This window comes from Alteromonas aquimaris, assembly GCF_026183695.1.
Lineage (GTDB): Bacteria > Pseudomonadota > Gammaproteobacteria > Enterobacterales > Alteromonadaceae > Alteromonas > Alteromonas aquimaris.
Map to the genome: position 1 here is coordinate 379,176 of NZ_JAPFRD010000002.1, position 25,659 is coordinate 404,834.

Below are 25,659 nucleotides of genomic sequence, written 5' to 3' on the forward strand. Positions count from 1 at the left end.
GGGTGGCACTAAACAGGCGTAATCAAAGTAAGCGTTCCAATATTCTGGTTATTACAGAAGCTTTATTAATCGCTTACATGGGATATATTACACACTTTATCCTTGCTCAAATTAATATTAGCCCTTCGGTTCCTATTGAAAAGCTGATGGTTAATGTAGGAATGTTAACTATCGCAATATTGATATGTTCTTTGTCAGTAGGTTTGTATGAAACCAAACTCAGAGAAACATTCAGAGGAATAATCAGACGAATATTTGTCAGTGTGGGGTTGAGTTATTTCTTTGTAGAATTAATCAGCCGCACATTCTTCGACGCATTGATGATGCATCCGTATTTTCTTCCTGCTGCGGTTTGTACGATTATCATAACTCTTGTTGTGTTTAGATACTTCACCAATAGACTAGGATTGCTAGGTCTGGGGAAAATGCGCATCGTAGTTCTTGGGGCAGGGGAACGTGCTTCAATAATAGAAAAACGAATGCGCCGTGATGTTGATCGAATTGGCTTTGAACTACTTGGGTTTATCCCGATTCCCGGCGATAACCGTGAAGACGGAATTCGCAAAGAAAAGATCATTCATGTAAAGGTTGATGAAAATTTTCAGCAATTCATCGCGGATAATGATGTTGAGGAGATTGTGATTGCCTGTGATCAGCGCCGCGGCACGTTGCCCATCGATGTATTGTTTGAATGTCGCTTGCGCGGCGTGGAAGTAACCGACTTACTTGACTTTATGGAACGTGAAACGGGCCAGATTGTGGTTAATTTAATGTACCCTAGCTGGGTAATTTATTCGAATGGCTTTCAAAGTCAAAACTATTTACGAGATGCTTTAGATTATTTTTTAAATGCTTTCCTGGCGACATTTGTCCTTCTTTTCACCTGGCCTTTCATGTTACTCACCGCCCTGATTATCTGGTTGGATGACGGCAGGCGCACCCGCACATCGGTCTTTTATAAACAGGAACGAGTTGGCCTTAATGGAAAGCTATTTAATATAATAAAGTTTCGCAGCATGCGGCCTGACGCAGAGAAAGATGGTGCGAAATGGGCCAGTAAGAATGATGATAGAGTGACCCGGATAGGGCATTTTATTCGCAAATATCGCGTCGATGAGCTTCCACAACTAATTAACGTGTTCAAGGGTGAGATGGCTTTCATTGGGCCCAGACCTGAACGCCCTGAATTTGTAGAGAAGTTAGTTAGAGAAGTCCCATACTACAATCAGCGCCATAATGTTAAGCCAGGGCTAGCAGGATGGGCACAGCTCAATTATCCGTATGGTGCCAGCGTTGAAGACTCGATGGAAAAATTAAAGTTTGATCTGTATTACGTCAAACATCAGAGTATGTTACTGGATATTTTGATCTTAATTCGCACTGTCGAAGTTGTATTGTTTGGTAAAGGTCGGTAACGATTCATTTTAAACGGTTATGCGTTTTAAAAAGCCAGTCAGCATTGCAGACTGGCTTTTTTATTGGAGGCAGATAAAAATGTCAACTTGCTGGTCTCACAAGTAAAGCATGACAAGATGCGATGCCTTATTTGTTCTTAATGTCCAGTCCTAAAAACTGTCACCGTATTCTAGGTCGACACATAACACGTAATTTGCTTTTTATTTTCATTGCCCCATCCTTAGCCAAAGTATTATAGATTATCTGCTGCACAGAGATTTTCTCTTTATACGAGTAAGGGAGTTTGGGAAGTATCACCTGATCTATTGCTTATGGAGCAGCAGGTTGAGGAGAGCTGAGCTTATCTCAGTGGGAGAGAATCTTCGCGTGAATATAGATTAACGTTGTATTCTCGCATTTTGACTGCAATCTTACAGATTGCATAAGGGAAATCAGCACATGCATCCTTCACGGGCAGCCTTTGATTCTGAATGTAATGAATAAAGGCTGCCACATCGTGGAGTAGAATAGACTTAGACTAACCAATCAATTATTGGAGCTCGGCGCGAAGCACTTCTAATTCTTCTTTAAGCTGTTGGTTATCGACACTACCTATTTTTTCAATCACTTGGCGGCTCTGCGTCTTATCACCTACCGCCAAAAGCGCTTGTGCATAGTGTAACGCTATGTTGGGAGTAGGAGTTATACTGTAGGCTTTAGCTAGAAGATCTACCGCTTTATCAGTGTTACCCATCTTAGCTTCGATTTGTCCTAAAGTGTCTAACAGGCCAGGGACATCTTGTTGAAGTTTCAAGGCATTTTCAGCTATTTTCTTCGCTTGGTTATATTCTTTATCATTCATTAATAGCCAAGCTAGATTATTGGCAGCAATGACATTAGACGGTTGCAGTTGCAGAATAGTACGATATTGCTCTTTTGCCGCCTCTGGTTCTTGATAAATGACCAAATTAGCCAAAAGGTTTCGCGAATACACGTCATTTGGATGAGTTTCGACTCTGGAGCGTAAGAACGTTAATAGTTCCTTGGGCTGATTTGTCGCTCGTAAGGCAATGGCAACAGCTTTCGCATTAAAAAGATTTGGCGCACTTTCGTAAAACGTTTGAAGTAATGGCAATGCTTTCGACGGTTTTTCTTCTAGTAATAGAATATGACCACGCAACCCTTCCCCAACTACAGACTCTCTAAAATCCGCAGGCAACTTAGATAATGCTATTCTGGCTCTGCGGGGGTCTTGTTTTTCAATTAAGTAGCGAATGTTTATCGCTTTGAGATTCGCAGATTGCGGAATATCGGAAATAGCCCGTTGGATTGATTGCAATAATTTGCTTTCTTTATCAACATTTTTGAAAAAGCTTATCTGAGCTAAAGCAGCGACTTCATTTTTAGGCTGGATTCGTACCCAATCCGCCAGTAAATTTTCAGCATCATTGATTTTATTTTGCTGAAGGTAACTTTCCAGACGGGTATAAAAATAGTCGTCAGGGGCACTTTTGAGGCGATCCTCGTCGACTTTTAAGGCACTTTGTACCTTCTCGTGATCCCCTTGTCGCATGTATAATTGGGCTAGCAATACTTTGAGTTCCAAATTGTTGGGAGCGGTTTGAATCGCCTGTTTTAAGGTCTCAATGCCTTTGGATAGGTTATCCATCGCATAAATACCTACCAACATTTTAACGCCGGGCAAGTACTCTGGTTTTCCTTCTACAAGGGGTTTAAGCTGATTGATCGCTGCTTCCCGGTTCCCTTCTGCCAGTGCCTGATTAGCAAAATAAATGCGTGAAGGCGTATTGAGATTATCTATAGCCTGGGCTTTTTTGTATGCTTCTACTGCTTGTTCGTGCTCATTTGCTTCGCGGTGTGCGAGGGCAATAGTGTTATATCCCAGAAGTTGGTTTTCTTTATCGGCAATTAATTGCTGACCAAACTTCATTAAGGCATTGGCATCGCCGCTTTTCAAATATGCGTCAATTAGGCCTAATTTTGCCCCTTGCAAGTTTGTATTTTGGGAAATAGCTTTTTCTAGGTCTTTGATGCCAGACATGTCATTAAGTTGTATTTTAAGAAGCCCTAGTCGAGCAATATCTTCTGCGGAATTTATCTCTATCGATTGAAGTTCGGCTAACAACTCGCGGGCTTTAGACTCTTCTCCCGAACGTGCCAGGTTAGTGCCTAACATAGCTACGATACTCGCATCCTGACTCGTCAAGTTATCCCACTTTTTAACCGTAGAGGAGGCTTCCTGGTCATAACCCAGTAGAATCTGCGTCAAAACATACAACCGTCTGGCAGGATGATCGGGGGGTAATTTATCGGCTACCATTTTTAAACTGCGATAGGATTGCTCGTAATTTTCCAGCTGATAATCGCTAACCCCTTTTACCACTAAGGCCATTTCAGTACGCAGGCCAGCCTGAACCGCGATATCGATCATTCGTTTAGCTGCTTTATAATTTTTTTCGTTAAACGCGATAATCGCACCCAACTTGTTCACGTAAGGGTGGGAAGGAAATTCTTTGAGGAGTTGTTCCGTCAGTTTTTTACCTTCGTCAAATTCTTGCGCTTGCACCAGAGCCCCAGCCAATAAGACCTTAGCCTCACGTGATTCAGGTTGCATATCACTATAATCTCTAAAAGCTTTCACCGCCGCGTTATATTTATTGGCTTTTAAATTAAGTTGACCTAGCAGTAGATGAACTTCAGCAACTTCAGGACTGGTTTTTGCCAAATCATTTAACAAAGAAATTGCTTCGTCCATGCTTGTCTGATTAGACGTGACATAGACGCTACCAAGTTGAGAGTAAGTAGAGTCTTCACCCGCCGCGGCGGCTTTTTCAAAGAACACCAGCGCTTCTTCTTCATTATTTAACGCGGAAGCAGCAACGCCTTTATAGACATACATCTGTGCAATCTGATCGGCTGAAAAACTGGCACCGTCGAAATCGGCTTTAATCACGTCTTCAAATTCGCCCAGTCTTATCTGCGCTCGAGCAAGACCCAGGATAACTTCTGGAGCAGAACTACCCAGCTGTTTAGCTTTTTTTAGCTCCTTTTCAGCGCCGGCATAGTTCCCATTGGCAAGTAATATTTGACCAAGTAACAGGCGAACTTCAGTATCGTTGGGATTGTCCACCAGAACGTTCTGTAAATTAATTCTAGCTTCGTTTAATTGTCCACTCTCCAAAGCAGCTTCAGCATCAGCGACCGCTTCATCGCGATTTACCGCTGGTGTACACCCTACGCTTGCAGCAATTAACAAAGGTAATACGAACGTTCTCTTAAGCATAAATGTTTCCTTTTACACGCTAATCTCTTTACAATGAGCCAAATAGCAAGAATATAGTTTTTTATTCTTGTACAGGAAGATATAGGTAACTGATCATCAAACAATCCTGATTGGATGGTGCTGCGTACAAATATCCAAGTCAATACTGTAACTCATGTAAGTAATAAAAAGTAGAATCTATGGCAAATGTTAACGCAATGACAGTGGATGTTGAAGAGTACTTCCAGGTTGAAGCTTTTGCACAGGACATTGCAATTAGCGAATGGTCGAAATATGAATCCCGTCTTGCACTCCAAATGGACAAGTTGCTTTCGGTATTTGCGGAAACGGATGTTAAAGCCACATTTTTCACCTTAGGCTGGATTGCCAAAGCACATCCTGAGATTGTCAAACGCATCGTAGCTGAAGGGCACGAAATTGCCAGTCATGGCTTCATGCATCAGCATTTGTCAAAGCAAAACAGCGATGTGTTTTTTGAAGATATCTCCAAGGCGAAATCGTTATTGGAAGATATTGCAGGGTGTGCAGTGAAGGGTTACAGAGCCCCTTGTTTTTCTATTAGTGCTGATAACGACTGGGCACATGACTTAATTGCTGAAGCGGGCTATGAGTATAGCTCCAGTAGTTACCCAATTAATCACGACCTGTATGGAGTGCCAAATGCGCCCAAGCATCCATACAAACTCGCTAATGGTTTATTAGAAATTCCTGTCACCACCGCTATGTGGCGAAATCGTGTCTTCCCAGCAGGAGGAGGAGGGTATTTTCGCTTGCTTCCCTTTGCTATTTTTAATTGGCTATTCCAGAAAAGTGATGTGAATACTGTGGCGAACTTTTATACCCATCCATGGGAATTTGATCCGGAACAACCCAAAATCCAGAGCAACTTTAAATCTAGCTTTCGACATCATGTGAACCAGCGTAGTGCGTTAAGCAAATTGACGAAGTTGTGTGAAAGATACAAATGGACAACCATGGCTGAGGCGTACCTCACCCAAACATACCCCCAATTTGGCTCCTGGCAAAAAGTGGCCAATGGCGATTACTGATTACGCTTTAGCCACCAACTGAAGATTGCCTCTTTCATCGGGCTGACTTTTTCAGGAAGGCAACATAAGGCGAATTTTTTTTGTTTTTTGTTGCCCCATTTGTATTTATAGGATTCTACCCCGCGTAAAAAGTCCACTTTTGTAATATTCAGTTCTGCAAAGTTTTTGTATATTTGTTCAAGCATAATCATCCCTGGTGAAAATTGCCTGTAATTGGAGTTTATTACTGGAACGTAGTAATAAAGACAATTTTGAACAATAAAACCAAGGTGAGCTGCAATAATATTTTCCTCATGCTTTATGCAGGCGACGTGCAAGAAGGGAACACTCGCTTTTAATAACTCATGGATCTCATTGCGGTCATGGATGGCTGTAAGTGCACTTTCACCATATTTGGCGGCATTATTATCGAGGATCCAGTTGATGACATCTTCGTCATAGCCTAAATTAAGAGAAACAGTCAGTTCACCTTTCTCTTCAAGTTTCTTTCGTCTTCGAGCGGCGTCATTGATAACCTTCTTTTTCACCGGTCCCAGTTGGGTTGAATAACTTACATGCTCCCAGCGCTGAAATTTTCTCAATCGTCCAAATCGATTCGCACTGCTGATCAATACACTTGTGAGATGTTGGTCGGGATAATGAAAAATAAGCGGTAACGATTGAAATGAAGACGCTTTTAGCGCAGCAAAAACGGCATCTAAGCAATCGCTTAGAACATAATTTGAGTCTAAGAGTATACTTTGATAGTCGGTAAAGCGCTGACAAAGATGAACTAAACCTTCTATTCGAATCTTTGAAATGACCACCTTTTTAGCAAGAGGCAATATTGCTACACATTTCGCACCATGCCAGATAGAAATTAAAATCGGTTGCGCTTCATAACTGGCTAACTTGAGACACCAATGATACTGAATAAAGGGGGTGGTTTTTTCCTTTTCCTGTAAAGCGAGCCATTCATCTTTTAGCTCTTCGAAAGCCACATGGCCTCGATGTATTTTTCCGTGTAATTCCATAATTAAGGCAACTGAGAAGCGACAAAAGGTCCAATCTTATTTGCTAACCATACAGGCATGCGCTGCCAGGCTGCAATGGCTAATTTGAATTTAGGGTTGTCTGGATTCAGACTTTGTTCTGAGTTCGTCTCTGTCGCCAGCGTATACCAATAATGTTGAACTGGTTTCGCACCCCACTGCTTTTTAAACCGATAGGTTCCCGCGTCCTTGGTAGAACGGCCAAAATCAAACCATTTCATGTTAAGTTTTATGGCATGTTTAAGGATGTGGTCATACATCCACATGTTTATATTCATTTTGTTCGCCGAACGCAACGTTGATGCCCACGGGATCTCCATCATGTCATTATGGGTAGTGAGAAATGCTGCACCCACCGCTTTATTACGGACATACACTACAATGAGTTGGGCGTTGTCTTCTAATTGTGTCAGCAGTAATCGAAAAAAAGATTTGTGTTCGACGGGGGTGCCTAAATCACGCATGTTGGTTGAAAAAACTTTATAAAAGTCGTTAAGCAACTCTTCCTTTCCCACTTTAAATGTAGGTGAATACTCTTCCGCTTTTTTAGCTTGGGCTCTTACCTTAGCGCCTATCTGTTGTTCGAAAAGAGAAATGTCGCCAGGCAATGCTCTTAACATCGATACCTTCTTCAAGGATGAGGCTCTATCGGTTTTAGTGGTGGATCGGATCTCAGCGTATTTACTGCCCACTGACCTAGCGTGTTGGTCATAAGCTTCTAATAATGAAGCAAACACCCGTTTACAGGAGGTTAACGGGCCACCGTAATTAAAAAAGGGTAACGATACCGCAAACTTCCCAAACAAGGGGGTAGACATAACGACCACTGGGAGGCCGCCAAGTAGTTCGCCATCTTCCGACCAGGCACCAAATATTTCATAGCATAAATGGGGTTGAGTAGAATAAAATTGATAAATGGCGTGGGAGTGATAAAGCGACGAACGGTTAGAACTCGCCACATACTGCCACCATTTCTCCTTTTCGGCGGGCGACACAATTTTTTTTACCGTGATTTCACCAGTGTAGACATCGTCTAACTGGGCAAATTGTGCCGGTAACACTAGCCTGTCTTTCGGCGTTTTTTTAGCTGACTTTTTGCTTTTTAACAGCGCTTTTAGGTCGCCTTCATGTTCTTTTAATTTTTCGCTTACTCTCTGCATAGAATGAATGAGGCTTTGGTGATCATTACTACCGACCTCTACATCTTTAAATTGGCGGGCGATTTTGCCTTTTTCATTCTTTAGATTTTTAATAACGGATTTAAGCTCATCCAACTTATCGTTAGTGTTCTTCACTGCATCCTTTACCATTATTGAGGTACCTTGTTCAGGTCATTAAAATAGGGGGTGATAATCTTTATCATTTTTTCAACGTGTTTGACTGTAACACCTGGATGAAGCGGAAGGGTGAAAAAACCATTGGCGACTTTTTCTGCAATAGGCGTAGGAAAAGGTGTGCTTACTTTATCCCGAACATTTTCGATATCGATTAATGGTTTTTCATACATGACCGAGGCACCTAGTCCGTGTGCATTGCATTGGGTTACAATAGCATCGCGAACTTCCTTGCTGGAGGCCAGTAAAGGTAAACGCAAAAGCCTCTTATTTTCCGCTTGTTGAGGCCAAGCTAAGGGAAGATTCTTTTTTAAAAGCTCCGAGATATGTTGGGGCTGTGACAAGTAGTGTTGAATCGCTGTGCCAGCCAAACTGACTTTCTCACGTTCCATATCGGTTATTTTGTCTAACTTATGGTAAGCCGTAACGCCAAGTTTCAGCGCGGGGATCCGCGCAAGGAGTCCGTAAGGGATGGGATGGCAAACTATATTAAATAACCGAGCCTTTAGCTGGGTTTTGATATCGACCTTCAGATGCTTGGTCTTAACATCATTTAATTGATATCCTTCAAACCAGTCCTGATACCGCGATTGCCATGCGAGTAAGCCACCTCCCATTAAGTTGACCGGTTTACCCCTTCCAAAAGAAGTAATGAAGAAGTCAGCGTACTGGGTGTCAGTAGGAAGCTGATAAGAGCCCAGTTGACGTAAATTTTCAACACGCTGTGCAGCTTGCTCATGCTCAGGAAACCATTGAGCATTGTCCTCAATAATGAAAACATCATCACTTAGTATTTCGCGCAGGCATTTGATTGGCATGGAGATGCCGAGTAGGGAAGGGCAAATCACCGCCAAAAGCGATCCATCAAGTTTTTCAATTTGAGTCAAATCGTATTGGTATAGATTAGGATCAAAGTCAACGCTAACAGCCTGGACTCCAGCAAATTCGCATGCGGCCACTAAATCAGGACACCCATATCCTGGAATGATTACGTTCCTGTTTACGTTGTCAGCTCGTTTAACCAGTTGGGTCAGCGCCAACGCTAACGCAGCTGTGCCCGACTGTAAAAAGGTATGTAAAAATCCATTAAACTGTATCGTCAGTGGCTCTGCTGATATATTTCTAGAGCCCGTGTGCACGGGCGTGCCCACGGGTGGAAGCTGTTTTAAACTCATCTTGCAGAAGGTTGCCAGACTGTCATGCGTTTACCAGATAAAAATTGAATACCTGCATCCAGTAGGGCGATGTTAACTTGTGTGAAAAAGTATATGATCTTAATTAATGAGTTATCTCTCAACGTTGGCAACCAGTGCGCAAACAACGCGATGCCATAAAAAATCACTTGCGCAATGTAAGCAAACGTATAAAAGACTTCACCTTTTCCCATGCAAAACGGGGTTACTATGAACAAACCAAGCAATGTCCAGGGAACAGTCCAGCGCAGCAGTTTATGACTAATCACCTGAAAGGAAAATGCACCGAATTTAAATGGATTGAGCACTTCAGGGTGACGCTCAAGTGCTGTCATCCCTCTAATAACGGTACGGATTTTTCGAGCATATTCTTTACTTGGATCGGCCAAATCAGTGTAAAAGCCTAACACATCCGGTGCGGTAACAGCTTTGTAGTCTGCTTTGGCACAATTTAAAGCTGTATTAAAGTCACTGGGTGAATGAATATCCCATTCTGCACACACCTCTACTCGTGCAGCAAAAAATGACCCGCTTAATCCTACCAAACCGGCTAAAAGAGATTCTTGTTTCCGTAGCCACATTTCGTATTTAACATAGGCCCCTTCACCTGCCACAGTACCATCTTTACTCACAAAGCGATCTTCACTGCTAATTGCACCCACTTGCGGATCACTGAAATATTGTACCAGCTTAACGATCCCGTCTTCTTCTATACGCGTGGCGACGTCAGAAAATACAATTATGCCTTCCTCAACTGTTTGAATTGCTTGCAACTGGGCGTTTTCCTTGCCGAGTCTGTCTTGTGCGCGTACTAGCTTAACTCCTTGTTCAAAGTAGGAGTTAACGATTTCATCGGTACTGTCTGTTGAGCAATCCGATGCAACTAATAAAGTTAATTTTTCGGCAGGGTAACGTAGTGAAAGTGTATTTTCGATTTTTTCTCTAATCCGATTCTCTTCGTTATAGGCAGTGACAATAACTGTCACGTTAGGTAACTCCTCTTCGGAAAATTCCTGACGGTAATGCGATGGTAAACTTCTGAACTTTACCAGCAATGTGAGGACTAGCGGATAGATAAAATAACTAAAAATAGAGAGTAACAGCAGAAGCCAAAACAAAAACGTCATAATACTTAATCTTATACCTCAAGGTTATCCGTATACTTTACCCTGCTAAATGCTAAATTCGCAATCAATGATTTGTACAGCATTTGCAAAGATTGCACAAAATCAGTGAGTGAGTATTATACCAGCAGCCGTTGCCTTTTTCGTACATGATGAAATTGGCGTTGAAGTTAATAGAATAAGTAGTATCCATGGAAAAAGATCGTAATTTATCGCCAATTTGGTTGGCATTCTTGTTTATTAGCGTATTTGGTGTGGTTTGCTATTTCATCATCCCGGACACTTTTCAATCAATTCACACCCTTTGGTCACAAAATAATCATACCTATTCGCACGGGTACATTTTGCTGGGATTTGTGGCTTATGCACTTTTCGTTGATAAACGCTGGCTTTACCACCAGCCTTCGCTGTTAGCTATCCCACTGGCCTTGGCAGCGGGAATTGTCTGGGTGGCGTCAAACGCTATCCAGGTGCTACTTATTCAACAAATGTTACTTCCCGTACTCTTGTTTACCGCTTTGCTAGCATTAGTGGGGGTTAAAAACAGCTTTAAAGCGTTTGTTCCCATTTTAGCCCTTTATCTTGCTTTGCCAGTGGCCGATTTCCTTATCACTCCGCTGCAAGACTTGACGTCTCTTGTGGTAACGACATTATTGAGGTGGCAGGGTATAACGGCATATATCGAAGGGTATGATATCCACCTTCCGTATGGTGTCATGCGTATTTCCGATGGTTGTGCAGGAGTGAACTACTTACTTGCCGGAGTATGTATAGGCCTATTTTACAGCTACTTAAATTTACGCAAAACCTCGCTGAAGTTATGGGCAATAAGTTTAATCGTGATCTTGTCTCTGGTTGGAAACTGGCTGCGAGTTTGGTTGCTTATTCTTATCGGATACTACAGCAAAATGGAAAGCGGCTTAGTACATGAACATGGTTTTTTTGGCTGGGTGATATTTGCCCTATTTGCGGTGGGTTACTTCTTCTACATGCGTAAGTTAGAAGTGAAAGACATTGATTTTCAGCCTGCGGATAATAAGGGCGAGCTTTCAGTTTCAGGAAAGTTAGTTGCCGTATTTTCGATAACACTCATTGCATTTTCTGCCATGCCCCTAACAATAAAGTTATTGGATGACCAGAGTTCCTCATCGCAAATTGTAAACATAACGCTACCTGAGAAATTCAAAGGGCTCACTGAGGTACAAGAAGCTAGCGAAAATTACGGCATTAAAATTTCCGGCGCTGACTATTCGCATATTTATGCGGGGAATGTTAATGGGCTTGACGTAACGTTGGCCATACTAACGTTTAGGGAACAAAAACAAGGAAAGGAGCTCATTTACTTTGCTAATCGCTATGGACCAGGGATTAAGAATGGAAAAAAAGTAGAGGTTAACGCTGGTGAATTAAATGCCGCAATGCTTCCTAATGAAATGGGGATAGCTTACTGGGGATATAAAGTTGCTAATACTTTTACCACTGGTGGGTTAGAAACTAAGTTAGCTCAATTACGGCAAGTGTTTTCTTCTCCGTTCGCTAGTGCAGTTGTTTTACATGTTTCGTGTGACAGATACTGCAATGGCATAGAGGAAGAATTGCAAGTGCATGGAGATATTGTCAATGCAATACCTGAAGTTGAGGTAAATTAGCAGTGAATGTTCTTCATATTGCATCTGGTGATTTATGGGCCGGAGCGGAAGTGCAAATTTGTACGCTGCTAAAAGCGCTCATTAGCAGCGGAGCAAAGGTAAGCGTCATAATATTTAATGAAGGCCGGCTCGCAGACGAACTTGTGCAAGCTGGAGCCAACGTCATAGTAATATCCGAATCTCAAAATGGAATATTTTCCCTTATTAAAAAGGTCAAAATTCAATTGGCAAGATTGCGCCCAAATATTGTTCATACACATCGTCAAAAAGAACATATAGTAGGCAGTATCGCTAATATGCTAACAAGCAAACAACCATGTGTGCGAACGGTGCATGGCAGCCCTGAGTTCTCTCTTTCTTTCAAGCAGCGAGTGCAATCTAAAATAGACAGGTTCTGTGGACGTAATCTTCAGCATGCCCTTATATCGGTTGATGAGGAATTAACGGAAAAACTATCGACTAATTTCCGCCGAAAACATATTTACACTATTCCGAATGGAATAGATGTACAAGATACACTCTTCCGAGCTGAAACCACAAAAATAAACGTTGATGACTCTTATAAGCATATCGGCATTGTCGGCAGATTAGAGCCTGTTAAACGTGTGGATTTGTTTCTTGATATGGCGAAGTTAATTGTTGATTCCAACGATGAAGAAGCCAGGTACCACTTTCACGTGTTTGGAGGAGGGAATTTAGAGGCAGCGCTAAAACATCAATCTCATCAACTCAACTTAGATGAAACAGTTACTTTTCATGGTCATACCAACGCAATCCAAAGTTGGATTAAAGCGATGGACGTTGTCGTGATGACATCAGATCACGAAGGTCTGCCCATGACTTCTTTAGAATGTTTAACGTTAGGCACGCCCTTGGTAGCCCACGCGGTAGGTGGATTAGTTCCACTACTAACTACCGCATTCCCCCAAGGATTAGTTACTGAGCATTCACCCCATGCTTATGCGAAAACTACTCAATTTATTGCTAAAGCTCAGCCGTTGGTTGAGTTGCCGCAGCGATATACTGCTAGTCGAAATGCTCAACAGGTGTTGAATCTCTATCAGACGTTGCTGAAAGATTAAAAGCGATAATCAAACTGCTTGATATCTTTAGCAAACCAATCAGCAACGATTTGTTGAGTTTCGTCATCATAGTAATCGCGATAATTCCCCCGATTAGATCTTTTAACATGGGGTAGGGTGGCAGTTACGCCCAACTTTTCCGCAAGGCGATTAAATTCTTCGCTTAAGTTCTCGAAACGAATAATTTCATTCACTAACAATTTGCCGTCTCTGTCCGCAATCCAGTCTAGTTGAGGCATAAACATCATGGGCTGATCATAATATTGGGGATCGTTTTCACCATAAGTTCGCTTAACCCATTGTTTAAAATCCAAATGTTTATTACCCAAATTGGTTTGATCAGTTTTAACTCGATAATGATAGTGAGATACAACCTTGTCCCAGGGGTTCCTAACGACAGCGAAGGTTATTTTTTTATTCCAGTTTCGCCGCCCCATCTGCTCTATTTTTTCCAACGCAGTTTTGTGCTCAAAAGGAAGGCCTAACGCTTTTTCTACGCTGCTACCGCCAGTTTTATTAATATGAATGAAGACAAACTTATCTAGGTAGGCCTGCCTCAATAGCTTAATTTTTCTTCTTACTCTTAGTTTTGTCTGGCCAAGAATTTTTTTCATTTTTTTACCATATTCAGAAAGATATTGCTTAAAGTGCTTCAATTTCGACGTATTGACCTAATTTACGCGATGCGTTCATAAGAGAGGCGATCAAGCATGAAACCAGCTATCGTATTGATTTTTGCAATGTCTGCTGCCGAAAGTTTTTCAATACTGGTTTGATTCATGTCTTTAACACTGTCATTACGCTCATGGATTGAGAAATTTTCTTGAGAAATGTCTGGAAAAGAAGGCAATGATAGGAATCGAGCAATTTTATCCAGTTCACCTTTTGGCGAAGCAGCCAAGTCTTCGTAACGTAGCAAGTGAAAATTAGTTAGGTGTTCAGCATCATCTAGCATTATCTGGTTGCTCCGAGCCCATTGCCAAGCGGATTTTTCAATTGGCCAGCCGTCTTTTATTGATTTTGGATCGCCTTTCCGTGAAATGCCTTCAGCAACAGCGTACCCGTTTCTGACAATGCCAATAAAATGTGCATTCTCAAAATGTTCTTGGAACCACCGAGTCCGACCGGTATTAGGAGGAGACTTTTCCACTAAGACACGTTTACTCAAATCAAGTCGCATTCCCCATTCTTTTTTAATACGTACAACATCTGGCCCTTCATCATTTTCGGTCAACCTAAACATATCCTCACGATCCACCCACATTCTAGGAATCCCCAAATCGTAATCTTTCTTAAACTGGTCAGTGATAAAATGTCCTTCAGTGGGGAGGGCTGAAACACTTGGATGTCGACCTATCAGTTCGGAAAGAAGAGTTGTACCTGAGTTATAGCAGCCAACAATAAAAACCCACTTATCGGGACGTGGTAAAGGTTTAATCGCAATTTTTACTTCACGAAGAATATTGCCCAAAGCTTCGCGGGTTACTTCTCTGAAACGTGTTCCTTTCATACTACTTACTTCTAATTTTTAGCCAATGATAAATGAAGTGATGAGAACTTCAACCATATGTAGTATCTTTACGCACGGTCATGGGTAAGCGCTTAATCAGAAAGTAAAAACTTCAAAGAATACTTTGGTGAAGTATTTTAGGTAGAGGCACGTATTGTTAAACATTCCTGAAAACTCGAAATTACAAAAAATTAGATTATGGTGTAGTGGTATTCTATCTAACTTTTTGAAATGTATTGGTGTTAAACAAACTCAGCTCATCGTTTGTGGGTATCCGAGAGGGGGCACATCTTTATTTTATAACATGATGTCCGCTACTCTAAATAACCACTTCAAATTCACTCCTTTTGAAAAGTATTACATTTATCTTATTCATAAATTCGGAAATATAGCGTCTAAAGCACCGTTAGATATAAACCACCTTGCTTGGGTGGACCAATTGAATGTTAATAAGAAAGATCTTGTAATCATAATTGTTATCCGAGACATTCGAGATGTCATTACCTCGCGTCATCCTATATATAGCGACGAATACTTTATTGGATATGATAATAGTTACTGGCCACAGAACAAAGAATTCACCAAATGGAAATATGAAGGGGCGGGGGTAATGGAAATAACCCAAAACATTTTTAAAGTTCGTGAAAGAAAAGATGCCACCATAGTTCGATACGAAGATCTAGTTCGAACTCCTGACAGTATTCAGGACGAGCTTAATGCCAAATACGAGTTACCCTTTCATGGTAAGTTTTCGAAATATCATGAAGTGAAAGATAAGTTAGCTTATCAATATGAAGGACGGTTTAAGGCCAATGATCCTTCATTGGTACTCGAGGGTAAGGAGATAGTGAATAAACAAGCTCGATGGAAAAGCGAGCGGTTTGAGCAACGCATCTACGAACAATTTAGTGAATGTCCAGATTTATTCAATGTTCTCATTGAGTTTGGGTATGAACAAGATCGCTCTTGGTTTGATTATTATCAAAACAAGTTCAGCGAAGAAAGTTCTGAATGAAAGAGATAATCTTAACTTAGTTAAATAGAGCAGTATGAGTTCACATAGCAGTATTCTTTGTGTCGCGAACTGGCCCTCTGATGTGGGTTATGCCTGGTGGTTAATGGAAAGCTATTGGGTTAAAATTAGCGAACTTTATCAAGCGTCGTACACAACAATAATTGCATATCCTCAAATAAATACAGTTCCTGCTGAAATAGCCAATAGTGATATTGAATTGGTCAACTTTGACTTTCGCGCTACTACGATTAGCAGGGTTATTGAGAATATTAACTTCATAAAAAAACATAATGTTAAAGTTATTTATTTATCTGACTATGGAGCGGCGGATATAACATACGCTTTGTATCGGCTTGCTGGAGTGGAAAAAATCATTGTACATGATCATACTCCCGGGTTGAGAACAAAACCCAAGGGGTTGAAGAAATTCCTAAAACTTTGCATAGTAAACATGCCGTTAATCAAGGTCGATGCAGCGTTTGGTGCCACCGATTATGTTAAAAGAAGGTTGCAAGATGTGTCGTGCGTTGCACCTTCGCGATGTTATTCAATTCAAAATGGTATAGATTTCTCACCAAATCAACTAATACGAGAGCCACATCCTCTCAGCGCCAAATTGCCAAAAGATAAAAAAATTATTGTTACTGCTAGTCGGGCGAATAAGTACAAAGGAATTGAATTTGCGCTGGATGTCGTGGCGGAGTTAGTAAACCGTAGAGGATTGGATAATTTCGTTTATTTGTTCTGTGGAGATGGCCCCGACTTGGCACACTTTAAGGAGTATGCTAAACAGCGGGGAATTGAAAGCTATTGCTATTTTCCTGGTCGGGTAGAGAAAGTACAGCAACTTTTCAAGAATTGTCATATTGCATTTCATCCGTCTAATGGTGAAGTGGGGTATTCTCTCGCCATATTAGAATACATGGCAAGTGAGTTGCCTGTCGTAGTTCCCGATAATCCATCGGTGTGCCTTGCTACCCGGGATAAGCAGTCAGGACAGGTTTACAAAGATAAAGATAAGGAGAGGGCAGCAGAAGCATTAGCTCTGTATTTGGAAGATGAGCAAATGAGAGTGACGCATGGAAAGGTAGGAAAATCGGATGTCATAGAGAAGTACACGCTTACTTCTACCCACACAGCGCTGGAAAACGCTTTTTTAAATGTCGTGAGAAGGTAGCAGATATGCTTTCTTATTTTACTCCCTTTATACCCGCGGGGCCTGATGGGTTTAATGTATTAACCATAGCTGGAGCATTTCCAACACCCATTCAACCTTGGCTAGTTAATCATCTTGTTGAAATTTGTAGGCATGGAGGTGATAACAGAATTATTTCACGCCGCGAGGAGCTAGAATATATCTCGTCAGCCGTGTTAGAAAACGAATTACATAAAAAATATTGGTCTTTACCTAAGGAAAAATCGAAACTAATTCCTCTGTTTTTTTCTTCCATGCGTGATGCGAATATTAGAAAACGAACTTTAGAGATTTTACAGCGTTATGATAGTTGTGATCGGAAACTAAAGCATAAACTTGTAGACATGCTAATCGCACCTGTTTTATCACTACAACCCGACATCATCCACTCCCACAGCGAACCCCTAGGAACTCGGCTTTTTCCTTTGATAAAGGCTAACGGAGCGCCTTTTGTGCAGACTTTCCATGGGTTAACGCCGATTGGAGTTCCGACAATTTCGCGTGAGCAAAGGGGCATATATTCTCGCGCAGCGAAAGCAATATTTGTTAATACTGATTTTGCACGGAGGCAGTATGAAGCGATCGGTGGTGAATCAGATAACTTTATAATTGTGCCACAGGGTATTGATTTGGAAAGGTGGCAATATAGTCCCAGTGCCCCACCCGAAAATGCGCCATTGAATCTTCTCACGGTAGGTCGATTAGATCACGAAAAAGGTCATATCTACGTGCTTAATGCAGTCGCAAACCTCCTTAAAAAAGGCTTCGATGTCCATTATCACATCGTTGGTCGCGGTCCGAATCGTGAGTATTTGCAAAATAAGGCTAAAGAGTTAGGTATTGCCAATCATGTAACGATGTACGGGGTCTTAATTGACGAACAATTAACTGAAATTTATCGAAAGTCTCACATTTTCATACTGCCAAGCCTACGGTCTCCAGATGGTTTGTGGGAAGAAACACAGGGTGTGGTTTTACAGGAGGCCCAGGCAACTGGCTTACATGTAATAGCCTGTGACAGTGGGGGGATCAGCGAATGTCTTGATAAAGGCAAGTATGGTTTTTTAGTCCAAGATAGAAACAGCCAAGCAATTGCACAGAGTGTAGAAAAAATTCTAGCTAACAAGAGCTCCTGGAGACAAAGACAAGATGCGGCAAGGAAATGGGTGGAAACACAATACTCACTTACCGCTATTGGTAGAAAAATGAATAACTTCTATCGCCAAGTTCGAGAATAGTTAACCGAAAGAAACTATTCCTTAATCGAGGGTTTATGGGCAATATAAACGCGTTTTTTAACAAGAAGCCAATCTATTGGTTTTCTGCTGGAACAATGATAAGACAGTTGGTTAGCTTTATTATGCTACCTATATACACTAGCTATCTTTCTCCAGCTGATTATGGAGTGCTCTCTTTACTGCTGGTTACGGTTTCGATTTTTGAACTATTTCTTGCCGCACAATTCGGACGGGCGATTCCGAAATTCTATTATGACAAAGAACGGCAGAAAGACCGAGACAGCGTTGTTGTAACAGCATTGAGCCTGACTGTCCCAATTAGTCTGGTGGGTGTAATTGCCTTTTATTTCAGTGCTCCCGTTATTAGTGAATATGTGTTAGAGAGGAAAGACATTGCTACCGTAGTAGCAATGTATTCTGTAATACTATGCACATCCACGATCGAATCATATGTAATGATGCTTTTCCGTCTGAAAGAGCATATCGCTTTCTTTTTCTTCACATCTCTAATAAGGCTATTCATACAACTATCGCTGAACATATATTTCGTGGTTATTTTGGAAACTGGATTGGTAGGTGTTTTATATAGTTCCATAATAGTTTCATTGCTGTTCGCTTTACTTTCATTAGTCTATACTTTCAAGGTATGTCATATATCGGTCGATAAAGGTTTAGTTAAACCTTTATTTGTATTTACTTGGCCGCTTTGGTTCGCAGGCCTAGGAAGTGTTTTTGTCACGAGTAGTTCTCATTTCATCATCAAAGAATTAGCTAGTGTAGCTGATGTAGGACTGTATCAATTAGCCAATAAGTTCGGGATGATCATTTCGCTCATAGTTTGGACTCCATTTTCCCACTGGTGGCAAACCGAACGCTTTAAAATCGTAAATAATGAATCACGCAGAGATGAGTTTCCGTTAATTTTTCAGTGCATTTCATTTGTTTTAGTGATGAGCGCAATTGGCATTTCATTTTTATCACCTTTGGTTCTTAAAATGATGGTAGCCCCTGATTTTTACCCTTCCGTTGATTTGATCCCGATGCTTTGCTTTCACTTCGTATTGATGCACCTGGGCCATATGTATAACCTTGCATATCTATATACAGAGAAAACCAAAGTTATGGCTAATGTAACGTGGTTAAATGCGGTATTAATTGTGATTTTCTTATCCATTGCTACGTATTTTTACGGCATAGTCGGAGCAATGTATGGTTATTTATTATCCTCAGCAATTACGTTTTTACTAAATGTTTATCTTTCAAAGAAACAGTTTGACTTAGGTTATGATTTTACCAAGACCTTTACCTTCATCGTGCTTTCATTTTTAGCAGTAATTCTTTTGCAACCTTTATTAAGTATTGATTTGAATTACACCGAACTCGTAACACGATCGGTTTTGGGTATATTACTGATTGGGGGTGCGCTTACTATTGCTGTTTTTTCTAACAAAGATACTCGTCACTTCCTCTTTGCTGCGATTAAAAGATAAGTACGTAGTTTTGACAATGAATTGAGTTTAACTGATTGAAGGGGTTAAACGCGTGAAAGAGATACAGTCCTTTAGCGTTGGGCGGAAATTGTGAAAAACGTCAAAAGATGTTTAAGTAGGACAAATTGATATGAAAGGAAATGAAAGTTTTCAGCCGGTTTTTGTAGTTGGATCTGCACGTTCTGGCACAACTATGATAGGAAAGCTTCTGGCTTCACACCCACTATTTTGTGAATACAGGGCCGAAACGCTAATCATGTCTGTATGCCGCAAACGTTACGGAAATATTTTCAGCTCTGATAGCAGAAAAGACAAGTTTCTTGCCGATTGGTTTTCATCCAGGCAATTTAAACGTTCTAATCTTACGAAAGAAGAATTCACGAAGGTACTCGAACAAAGTCGATCCTACCCTGAACTGCTAATCAATTTCCTCAATAAAATGACAGTGAAGAGCGAAAGCCATTTTATTGTGGATAGTACCCCAGCTAATGCAGGGCACATTCAAGACATTTTAAAACAATTTCATAACGCAAAATTTATTTGGATGGTAAGGGACGGTAGGGACGTATCTATCTCACAAGAAAAGTTGGGCTGGATAAGCTCACCAGCTCCTTTTAAGCAGCACACTGACCGACTTCATTATGCCTTACTTAACTGGAAACTTATCAATAAGAAATGCTTTTCCGCGGTAAAAAGTAATGTCATGATCGTAAGATACGAAGATTTTCTATCCGCTCCAGAGCAAAGTCTTCAAGAGATGGCTTCTTTTTTAAATACCGACAAAAATGCATTTGATTTAAGTTCTGCATTAGATCCGAATAAATCTAATAGCGCTTTTGGCAAATTGGGCAACGAAGATAACAGGTCGCCGGTTGCAAGGTGGAGAAACGCCGACGCAGAAATGGTTAAAAATTTCACATTTGGCTGTTCAGATACGCTTACCCAACTTGGTTACTCAGCGTCGGATTCGGGTTGGTCGCTTTCACTTCAGGCGCGTTACTCACTATTTTATATACACATTATGGCGAAAAGGGCGCTTTCCGGATTTCATTGGTTTTCTAAGCGCACATCAGAGCGTCTCGAAGATGGGGACTAACTCATTGTCCCGATGATACCCTCCGACTATTTCAATTTTTTGATGCAGTAAGGGGGACATCTAGGGATTTAAGTTCTGATGGATAACGAAATGGGCCACCATTTCAAAATGGTGGCCCAATAACTCACTTTCTGGTAGCTTAGTATAAGAAATCAGGTTTTTCTGACCACATTTCCCATCCTAACAGGTAAAAACTCGTATCTTCCTGGTATCCACTGTTTGACCAGCCAAAAACGTAACCATCAGTGAAATAATTATCTGGCTGATAGGCCGTCAAATCTGTTCGTTCAAATATCATTACCCAGTCGGTTGACTCCGTTTTCTTCCAAATTCGGTAACTTCCATCTTTTGCTTCTAGTGAGGAGCTTCTTACTCGCTCAATAACTAACTCCACTACTGTGCCATTGTCGCGAGGATGGAAACACTCTGCAGCATCACCAAGACCATTTCTTACGGTACCTGATGTGCGATGAGATTCTGAAGTGTTGACGACAGGTCTACAATAACTAACGCCATTTTCATAACCTTTCAACGGTGGGTAACTTTCCGTTTCCATGGTCATGCCAGCATTAGAGTATCTACCTTGCCATTGGGTGCTCAGTTTGTTGTTATTTACAAGTGAGCGAGCTCCCTGGCTAATCGCAGTAGCATTAGAATCAATATTGAATATTTCCGTACCACTCCCCCAGAAGCGACTGAATTTTTGATCGTAGTCCATGACATATAGATACTTTTCGTCTGCTTTAACTACTTTAGCCTGAATATTATCATCAGTTATTACATTGTCACCTTCTTTCCATATAGAAGGGTCAAAGCCTGGAGTAACATCTATTCTTATAGCCGCACGATGATAAAAATTGGTAGGCTGATAAATAGTTAAATGTTCCCACGTGCTGGAAATTGGCGCATTGAACTTGTAACGCCATTCGCTCGAAGAGTCTAGTTCGATTTCTTTTCCTTTAAATGAAAATTCAATACCTTGATACGGTGTGTTAGGTACTGCCTTTAACCCACCGTGGTCATTTACCCAGGATACAATCCCATTTGCAACTGCAGGGTCGTCACCAGCATTAAAGTCCCATTTTGCCACGGGGCCTTTCAAATTATTTTCATAAGTTGAACACTGATTCGCATACGCTGATGCCGCTTGGGCGGCAGTAACTACAAACGCTGCTGATAAAATTAAGCTCTTAAGTTTTATTTTGTGGGTTATTTTTTGGTTACTTTGGCGCGTAGTCACGCTAGCCTGAAAAAGGTTTTTTTGAATCGACATGGAGTAATATTCCGCTTAAGGTTATAACCACTAAAAATCAACTTTGGCGGCTCGAATACTCAACGCTTTACTATAAACGATGACGCCACCAAACGGCTTTCCATAAACCTTGCTACCATAAATCATGAAAAAATTTTGCATGTCGGAATGCGTAATACACTTCAGAATTTTGGTTGTAAGCGTGGTAGATTCAAAACTTCGTTCGCAAGACAACACTGTCTGCTGAAGACCCAGCATTCAGAAGTTGTTCCTATCTGAGAATCTACTTGGTCATCACGCTACGAACATGTTATCGGATTTGAAGGGAATAACTACAGTATTAAACGGTATACCGTACAATAAATGGTATGTCAGTTCATACACAAAATGTTGGTAAAGTATTATGCTAGTGAAGCAACTCAATGCGTATATTTTTTTGCGATACGGATAACATGGGAATAGCGTAGATTAATTTTTTCTTATATTTCTTTAACTTAAAATGAACTTGAGACGGCATATAAATCAAATTACTACAAGCACTTTGGATTCATATGCCAATTAGCTAGGCTCGGAGGGACTTTACTATAGCGGGTAAACAACCTGCAACCCGAAATCAAAACAATTAAGTTATTTTATGAAAGTCTCAAAATACTGTTGCTTTTTAACCTGTGATTCAAACTTTTCAATGTATGTTACGGTATACGTTACATCATTATCGAAGTATTTTTTCATTTCACGAGCGATTAAAGTTTCCCATGCATTATTTGGCATACCTTCTATTTTCAATAAAATTTTACCTTTCTCACGTTGTTCCGCTTTGTAATTAATTAGGATGTCATCTTTTAACGCGATATTTTTGAAGACATAATAAAATGTGAGTGCGGGGTATTCTTTGTTCTTACCAATAACACTTGAGCCTTTCCTGCCTACAATTTCCTTAAGAACACTATGGTGACGGCCACAAGGGCACGGCTCATCGCTCAATGAAATTACATCACCTAAACGATAGCGGATAATCGGAAACGAATGCGATACCAAGTTGGTAACAATTATCTCATTACTCTCATCTAACTCGACTAAAACGTTTTCCATATTGATGTGCATTTTACCTTTAGGGCATTCGAAGGCTATAAGTCCTGCCTCCGCAGCACCGTATTCGCTGATCATTTTTTGGCCAAACGCTTTCTCGATTTCAAGTTGGTAAGCATCAAGAATCATTTCCGAGGTACCCTTTACCATCTTGATTCCATTAACCGATAAATTTAATTGGTTCACCTTTTTAGCAATTTGGTAAATCATAGAGGAATAGCCTGACAAAAACTTTGCTTGATTCAGCTTTTTAGCAAAATTAGTGATGGAAGCGTCGTCATATTTAAATATTCTTATGCGATTTTGTAATTTATCCAGTAATTTGATTTTTTTAGCTTCTTTTGGGTCAATGTTATAACCCCAAAAATAACCATTTTTATCCCAGGGCTTAACGCCATACCAATCGTAACACCTCATTACACTAGCTCTGTTAGTCGAGTCCCACTCTTCGTTTCGATAAAAGGCTAGTGCCTCTCCGCTCGTACCAGATGTTTCAGCTAACATTTTTTTCGAAAAAGTAGCACGTGAGTGAATTTCCTTATTGTAAGAAATTAAATCCGATTTATTTATCGTAGGTAGCACTAATAAATCTTCAATAGCGCTAATGTTAGGGTCAAAACCGTATTCATCAAATAGAGCAGTATAAAAAGGTGAGGTTTGATATGCTGAAATTAAAAGTGAGCGCAATTTCTCAAGCTGTATCGTATCTAATTCCTTTCTACTGGCGAATTCGGTTCTTTTTAAATTTTCGTAAATAGTAAAAAGGGATGGATTTCTAACCTTTGCACCAAGTAGGTAGATAATTTTTGAAAGTAATTTCATATTGTTATAAGTTTCGAGAGGGGTTAAGTCTATAGTCTGTAGTTAGCATCTTAGTGAAAAGAATAAGCAGGGAATAAGCATCACCATTATTTTCACGATACTTTTTGATAAACAAATGGATTTTGTCTTTATCCCAGATCTCATCAACAAGCATATCAGTATAATCATGGAACGTGGCTGTATCGTGCAAGAACTGGAAGTTGTTCCATCCCAATCCTTTTGGTAATTTTTTGCTTGAAAGTGTATAAATTTTCTCCCCAATGATACGGGCAAAACGACTGAATTCTTGCAGGGATATTCCAAACCGCGCCGAAATAAGGGTGGCTGCTAATGCTTGGCTAAGCAAATGAGGAGCATGTTTTTTCAGAATATATTGGCTAAGCCGATAATTTGCTCGATATTTATACGGTACAGATAAAGCCAGTTTATTGAGCTTAGCATCGGAATATGGATGATTATAACCTAGGTCCGCTATTGCTGATTTGGTTTGATAAGAAAAATATTGGCGTGAATCGTGCTCTAATTTAAATCTTTCACACAGTTCGTGAATTCCAGATGTATTTTTGTCCGAATATCCTCTCAAACACGCTCGAACTTCTTCCGCATATTGGCATTTAATTTCTTCAAAATTGATGGATTTTGAGAAAAACCATGGCAGCTCCACGAATCCCTGAGATAATTTAGTAGTAAGAAATTCAATCGCTTTGTCATCCTCGATTGCTTCGTATTTATTTGGCGCGAGCATTGTCTTAAGTGTTCTCATCAACTTACCTTTCCCTGGTAAGCTATTAACACCATAATGGCCAGAAACTAGTTCACAAGCTAGTCCTGCACTTAATGGAAAGTTACCTAGTTTATGAAGGTACTTCGACGCGGAATACCAGTGCGGAAATAAACATTGACCGGTTTTTTGTAGCATTTCTGTTATCGTCGCGCCATCATAAGCAGTATACTGCAACGGTACCATGTTAAAAGGCACCCCAGTGATGACGCCATATTGGAACGCTATTTCAATTTCTCTACTTGCCAAGTCCCCGTGGGAATATACTTGCTCAAGTCGGTTAACATCTGTCAGCAATAATCTAGAATCCCAGCCTGCTGATAGCATAAGATTAGTCTTTGGACTCTCTTCTATTACGCGCTTGAATCTTTCGGATATTTGAGAAAACAATGCTGATGGATCTGTTTCGTTATCACGACGCCAACAATCACTATCAAATATAGACAACTTTCCAGTTTTTCCATCAAAGTTAACACGCTGAAGTGGTCTCGTTTGTTTTACTTCGTTAAATACAGTTCTATCAGATATTGTTGCACCTTTATGAACGGATGCGTAAACCTGCATTAAATCCATTGTACACGAAGCTACTCGGGGCATGTTTTCAATGCGATCGGTCAACCAAAACGTTCCATTTTGATAAAGATAGTAAACGGGTTCGGTACCGAGATAATCACTTTGAATGACGACTTTATGAGATTCAGCAGAATATAAAATCGTAGTTCCAACTAGCGTATCTTCATTGTAATTTTTCGTTTTAGTTAGAAAATCGGCTGTATTCTCTGTAAAGTGTCTGTCTCCTAAATAAATAAAGAATCCAGCTTCATCCACATCTACTATGACATTTTTGGAGTAATCTTCCTGATAGGAAATTGAGGTCGAACCCCAACTCTTTTCATTCGCAAAGTAAAGAGATGCATTTTTTATCGGGTTGGATATACATATCAAAAAACCCTTACCCGTTTGAGAAGTGGGATTTCTCATTACCGATGGCCCTTATTAAAACAACGTAC

The 25,659-nt window shown here is 40.6% G+C and carries 19 protein-coding genes; 9 read left to right on the forward strand and 10 right to left on the reverse strand.

The window, feature by feature from the left end; all coding sequences use genetic code 11:
* Positions 1 to 2 precede the first annotated feature (2 nt).
* The gene (locus tag OPS25_RS01845; RefSeq protein WP_265615944.1) at positions 3 to 1,415 is read left to right on the forward strand and encodes a TIGR03013 family XrtA/PEP-CTERM system glycosyltransferase; all 1,413 of its coding nucleotides are present in this window, start codon (positions 3 to 5) and stop codon (positions 1,413 to 1,415) included.
* A 530-nt stretch (positions 1,416 to 1,945) separates the two neighbouring features.
* Here OPS25_RS01845 and prsT read toward each other — a convergent pair.
* Positions 1,946 to 4,699, reverse strand: coding sequence for an XrtA/PEP-CTERM system TPR-repeat protein PrsT (gene prsT / locus OPS25_RS01850; RefSeq protein ID WP_265615945.1), 2,754 nt, complete (start codon positions 4,697 to 4,699; stop codon positions 1,946 to 1,948).
* Positions 4,700 to 4,878: 179 nt separating this feature from the next.
* On the opposite strand from prsT, the gene OPS25_RS01855 reads away from it, so the two are divergent.
* The gene (locus OPS25_RS01855) at positions 4,879 to 5,748 is read left to right on the forward strand and encodes an XrtA system polysaccharide deacetylase (protein WP_265615946.1); all 870 of its coding nucleotides are present in this window, start codon (positions 4,879 to 4,881) and stop codon (positions 5,746 to 5,748) included.
* On the opposite strand, the gene OPS25_RS01860 is transcribed toward OPS25_RS01855, so the two are convergent.
* Genes OPS25_RS01860 through OPS25_RS01875 form a run of 4 tightly spaced genes read right to left on the reverse strand, consistent with a single transcriptional unit; the run spans position 5,742 to position 10,433 of the window.
* On the reverse strand, positions 5,742 to 6,761 hold the full coding sequence (locus OPS25_RS01860) for a GNAT family N-acetyltransferase (RefSeq protein WP_265615947.1): 1,020 nt from the start codon (positions 6,759 to 6,761) through the stop codon (positions 5,742 to 5,744). The genes OPS25_RS01855 and OPS25_RS01860 overlap by 7 nt on opposite strands.
* Before the next feature lie 2 nt (positions 6,762 to 6,763).
* A complete protein-coding gene (locus tag OPS25_RS01865; RefSeq protein WP_265615948.1) occupies positions 6,764 to 8,089 on the reverse strand; it encodes a FemAB family XrtA/PEP-CTERM system-associated protein in 1,326 nt (441 codons plus the stop codon).
* Positions 8,089 to 9,288, reverse strand: a complete 1,200-nt coding sequence (locus tag OPS25_RS01870) for a DegT/DnrJ/EryC1/StrS family aminotransferase (protein ID WP_265615949.1) — start codon at positions 9,286 to 9,288, stop codon at positions 8,089 to 8,091. The genes OPS25_RS01865 and OPS25_RS01870 overlap by 1 nt, the downstream gene beginning before the upstream one ends.
* Positions 9,285 to 10,433 carry a glycosyltransferase family 2 protein gene (locus OPS25_RS01875; protein WP_265615950.1) on the reverse strand — a complete coding sequence of 383 codons (1,149 nt, stop codon included), beginning with the start codon at positions 10,431 to 10,433 and terminating at the stop codon, positions 9,285 to 9,287. Before OPS25_RS01875 ends, OPS25_RS01870 begins: the two co-directional genes overlap by 4 nt.
* 188 nt (positions 10,434 to 10,621) lie before the next feature.
* Here OPS25_RS01875 and xrt point away from each other — a divergent pair, with 188 nt between their 5' ends.
* Positions 10,622 to 12,079 carry an exosortase gene (gene xrt, locus OPS25_RS01880; protein WP_265615951.1) on the forward strand — a complete coding sequence of 486 codons (1,458 nt, stop codon included), beginning with the start codon at positions 10,622 to 10,624 and terminating at the stop codon, positions 12,077 to 12,079.
* A gap of 2 nt (positions 12,080 to 12,081) precedes the next feature.
* Positions 12,082 to 13,161, forward strand: a complete 1,080-nt coding sequence (locus tag OPS25_RS01885; protein WP_265615952.1) for a glycosyltransferase — start codon at positions 12,082 to 12,084, stop codon at positions 13,159 to 13,161.
* Here the strand turns inward: OPS25_RS01885 and OPS25_RS01890 are convergent.
* Together OPS25_RS01890 and OPS25_RS01895 are read right to left on the reverse strand one after the other, a co-directional pair.
* A complete protein-coding gene (locus OPS25_RS01890) occupies positions 13,158 to 13,775 on the reverse strand; it encodes a sulfotransferase family 2 domain-containing protein (RefSeq protein ID WP_265615953.1) in 618 nt (205 codons plus the stop codon). The genes OPS25_RS01885 and OPS25_RS01890 overlap by 4 nt on opposite strands.
* Before the next feature lie 62 nt (positions 13,776 to 13,837).
* Positions 13,838 to 14,671, reverse strand: a complete 834-nt coding sequence (locus tag OPS25_RS01895; protein ID WP_265615954.1) for a sulfotransferase family protein — start codon at positions 14,669 to 14,671, stop codon at positions 13,838 to 13,840.
* Positions 14,672 to 14,897: 226 nt separating this feature from the next.
* On the opposite strand from OPS25_RS01895, the gene OPS25_RS01900 reads away from it, so the two are divergent.
* The 5 genes from OPS25_RS01900 (at position 14,898) to OPS25_RS01920 (ending at position 20,705) form a co-directional block, all read left to right on the forward strand.
* Positions 14,898 to 15,686, forward strand: coding sequence for a sulfotransferase domain-containing protein (locus OPS25_RS01900; protein WP_265615955.1), 789 nt, complete (start codon positions 14,898 to 14,900; stop codon positions 15,684 to 15,686).
* Positions 15,687 to 15,720: 34 nt separating this feature from the next.
* Positions 15,721 to 16,863 carry a glycosyltransferase family 4 protein gene (locus tag OPS25_RS01905; protein ID WP_265615956.1) on the forward strand — a complete coding sequence of 381 codons (1,143 nt, stop codon included), beginning with the start codon at positions 15,721 to 15,723 and terminating at the stop codon, positions 16,861 to 16,863.
* A 5-nt stretch (positions 16,864 to 16,868) separates the two neighbouring features.
* Entirely contained in the window at positions 16,869 to 18,119 is a 1,251-nt protein-coding gene (locus OPS25_RS01910; protein WP_265615957.1) for a glycosyltransferase family 4 protein, read from the forward strand.
* A 35-nt stretch (positions 18,120 to 18,154) separates the two neighbouring features.
* Positions 18,155 to 19,609: a lipopolysaccharide biosynthesis protein gene (locus OPS25_RS01915; protein WP_265615958.1), complete on the forward strand. Its 1,455-nt coding sequence runs from the start codon at positions 18,155 to 18,157 to the stop codon at positions 19,607 to 19,609.
* Between the two features lie 130 nt (positions 19,610 to 19,739).
* Entirely contained in the window at positions 19,740 to 20,705 is a 966-nt protein-coding gene (locus OPS25_RS01920; protein WP_265615959.1) for a sulfotransferase family protein, read from the forward strand.
* Between the two features lie 139 nt (positions 20,706 to 20,844).
* On the opposite strand, the gene OPS25_RS01925 is transcribed toward OPS25_RS01920, so the two are convergent.
* The 3 genes from OPS25_RS01925 to OPS25_RS01935 all read right to left on the reverse strand — a co-directional run bounded on the left by OPS25_RS01925 (position 20,845) and on the right by OPS25_RS01935 (position 25,630).
* Positions 20,845 to 21,978 carry a hypothetical protein gene (locus OPS25_RS01925; protein ID WP_265615960.1) on the reverse strand — a complete coding sequence of 378 codons (1,134 nt, stop codon included), beginning with the start codon at positions 21,976 to 21,978 and terminating at the stop codon, positions 20,845 to 20,847.
* Between the two features lie 606 nt (positions 21,979 to 22,584).
* Complete coding sequence (locus OPS25_RS01930) at positions 22,585 to 23,868, reverse strand: phenylacetate--CoA ligase family protein (RefSeq protein ID WP_265615961.1); 1,284 nt, start codon at positions 23,866 to 23,868, stop codon at positions 22,585 to 22,587.
* A gap of 4 nt (positions 23,869 to 23,872) precedes the next feature.
* Positions 23,873 to 25,630, reverse strand: a complete 1,758-nt coding sequence (locus OPS25_RS01935) for a hypothetical protein (RefSeq protein WP_265615962.1) — start codon at positions 25,628 to 25,630, stop codon at positions 23,873 to 23,875.
* Between the last annotated feature and the right edge of the window lie 29 nt (positions 25,631 to 25,659).

Coding starts and splice junctions, on each gene's coding strand:
- OPS25_RS01895 (WP_265615954.1), bottom strand. CDS start 14,671: ATGAAAGGAACACGTTTCAGAGAAGTAACCCGCGAAGCTTTGGGCAAT.
- OPS25_RS01855 (WP_265615946.1), top strand. CDS start 4,879: ATGGCAAATGTTAACGCAATGACAGTGGATGTTGAAGAGTACTTCCAG.
- prsT (WP_265615945.1), bottom strand. CDS start 4,699: ATGCTTAAGAGAACGTTCGTATTACCTTTGTTAATTGCTGCAAGCGTA.
- OPS25_RS01925 (WP_265615960.1), bottom strand. CDS start 21,978: ATGTCGATTCAAAAAAACCTTTTTCAGGCTAGCGTGACTACGCGCCAA.
- OPS25_RS01860 (WP_265615947.1), bottom strand. CDS start 6,761: ATGGAATTACACGGAAAAATACATCGAGGCCATGTGGCTTTCGAAGAG.
- OPS25_RS01920 (WP_265615959.1), top strand. CDS start 19,740: ATGAAAGGAAATGAAAGTTTTCAGCCGGTTTTTGTAGTTGGATCTGCA.
- OPS25_RS01875 (WP_265615950.1), bottom strand. CDS start 10,433: ATGACGTTTTTGTTTTGGCTTCTGCTGTTACTCTCTATTTTTAGTTAT.
- OPS25_RS01915 (WP_265615958.1), top strand. CDS start 18,155: ATGGGCAATATAAACGCGTTTTTTAACAAGAAGCCAATCTATTGGTTT.
- OPS25_RS01935 (WP_265615962.1), bottom strand. CDS start 25,630: ATGAGAAATCCCACTTCTCAAACGGGTAAGGGTTTTTTGATATGTATA.
- OPS25_RS01865 (WP_265615948.1), bottom strand. CDS start 8,089: ATGGTAAAGGATGCAGTGAAGAACACTAACGATAAGTTGGATGAGCTT.
- OPS25_RS01930 (WP_265615961.1), bottom strand. CDS start 23,868: ATGAAATTACTTTCAAAAATTATCTACCTACTTGGTGCAAAGGTTAGA.
- OPS25_RS01905 (WP_265615956.1), top strand. CDS start 15,721: ATGAGTTCACATAGCAGTATTCTTTGTGTCGCGAACTGGCCCTCTGAT.
- OPS25_RS01890 (WP_265615953.1), bottom strand. CDS start 13,775: ATGAAAAAAATTCTTGGCCAGACAAAACTAAGAGTAAGAAGAAAAATT.
- OPS25_RS01910 (WP_265615957.1), top strand. CDS start 16,869: ATGCTTTCTTATTTTACTCCCTTTATACCCGCGGGGCCTGATGGGTTT.
- xrt (WP_265615951.1), top strand. CDS start 10,622: ATGGAAAAAGATCGTAATTTATCGCCAATTTGGTTGGCATTCTTGTTT.
- OPS25_RS01870 (WP_265615949.1), bottom strand. CDS start 9,288: ATGAGTTTAAAACAGCTTCCACCCGTGGGCACGCCCGTGCACACGGGC.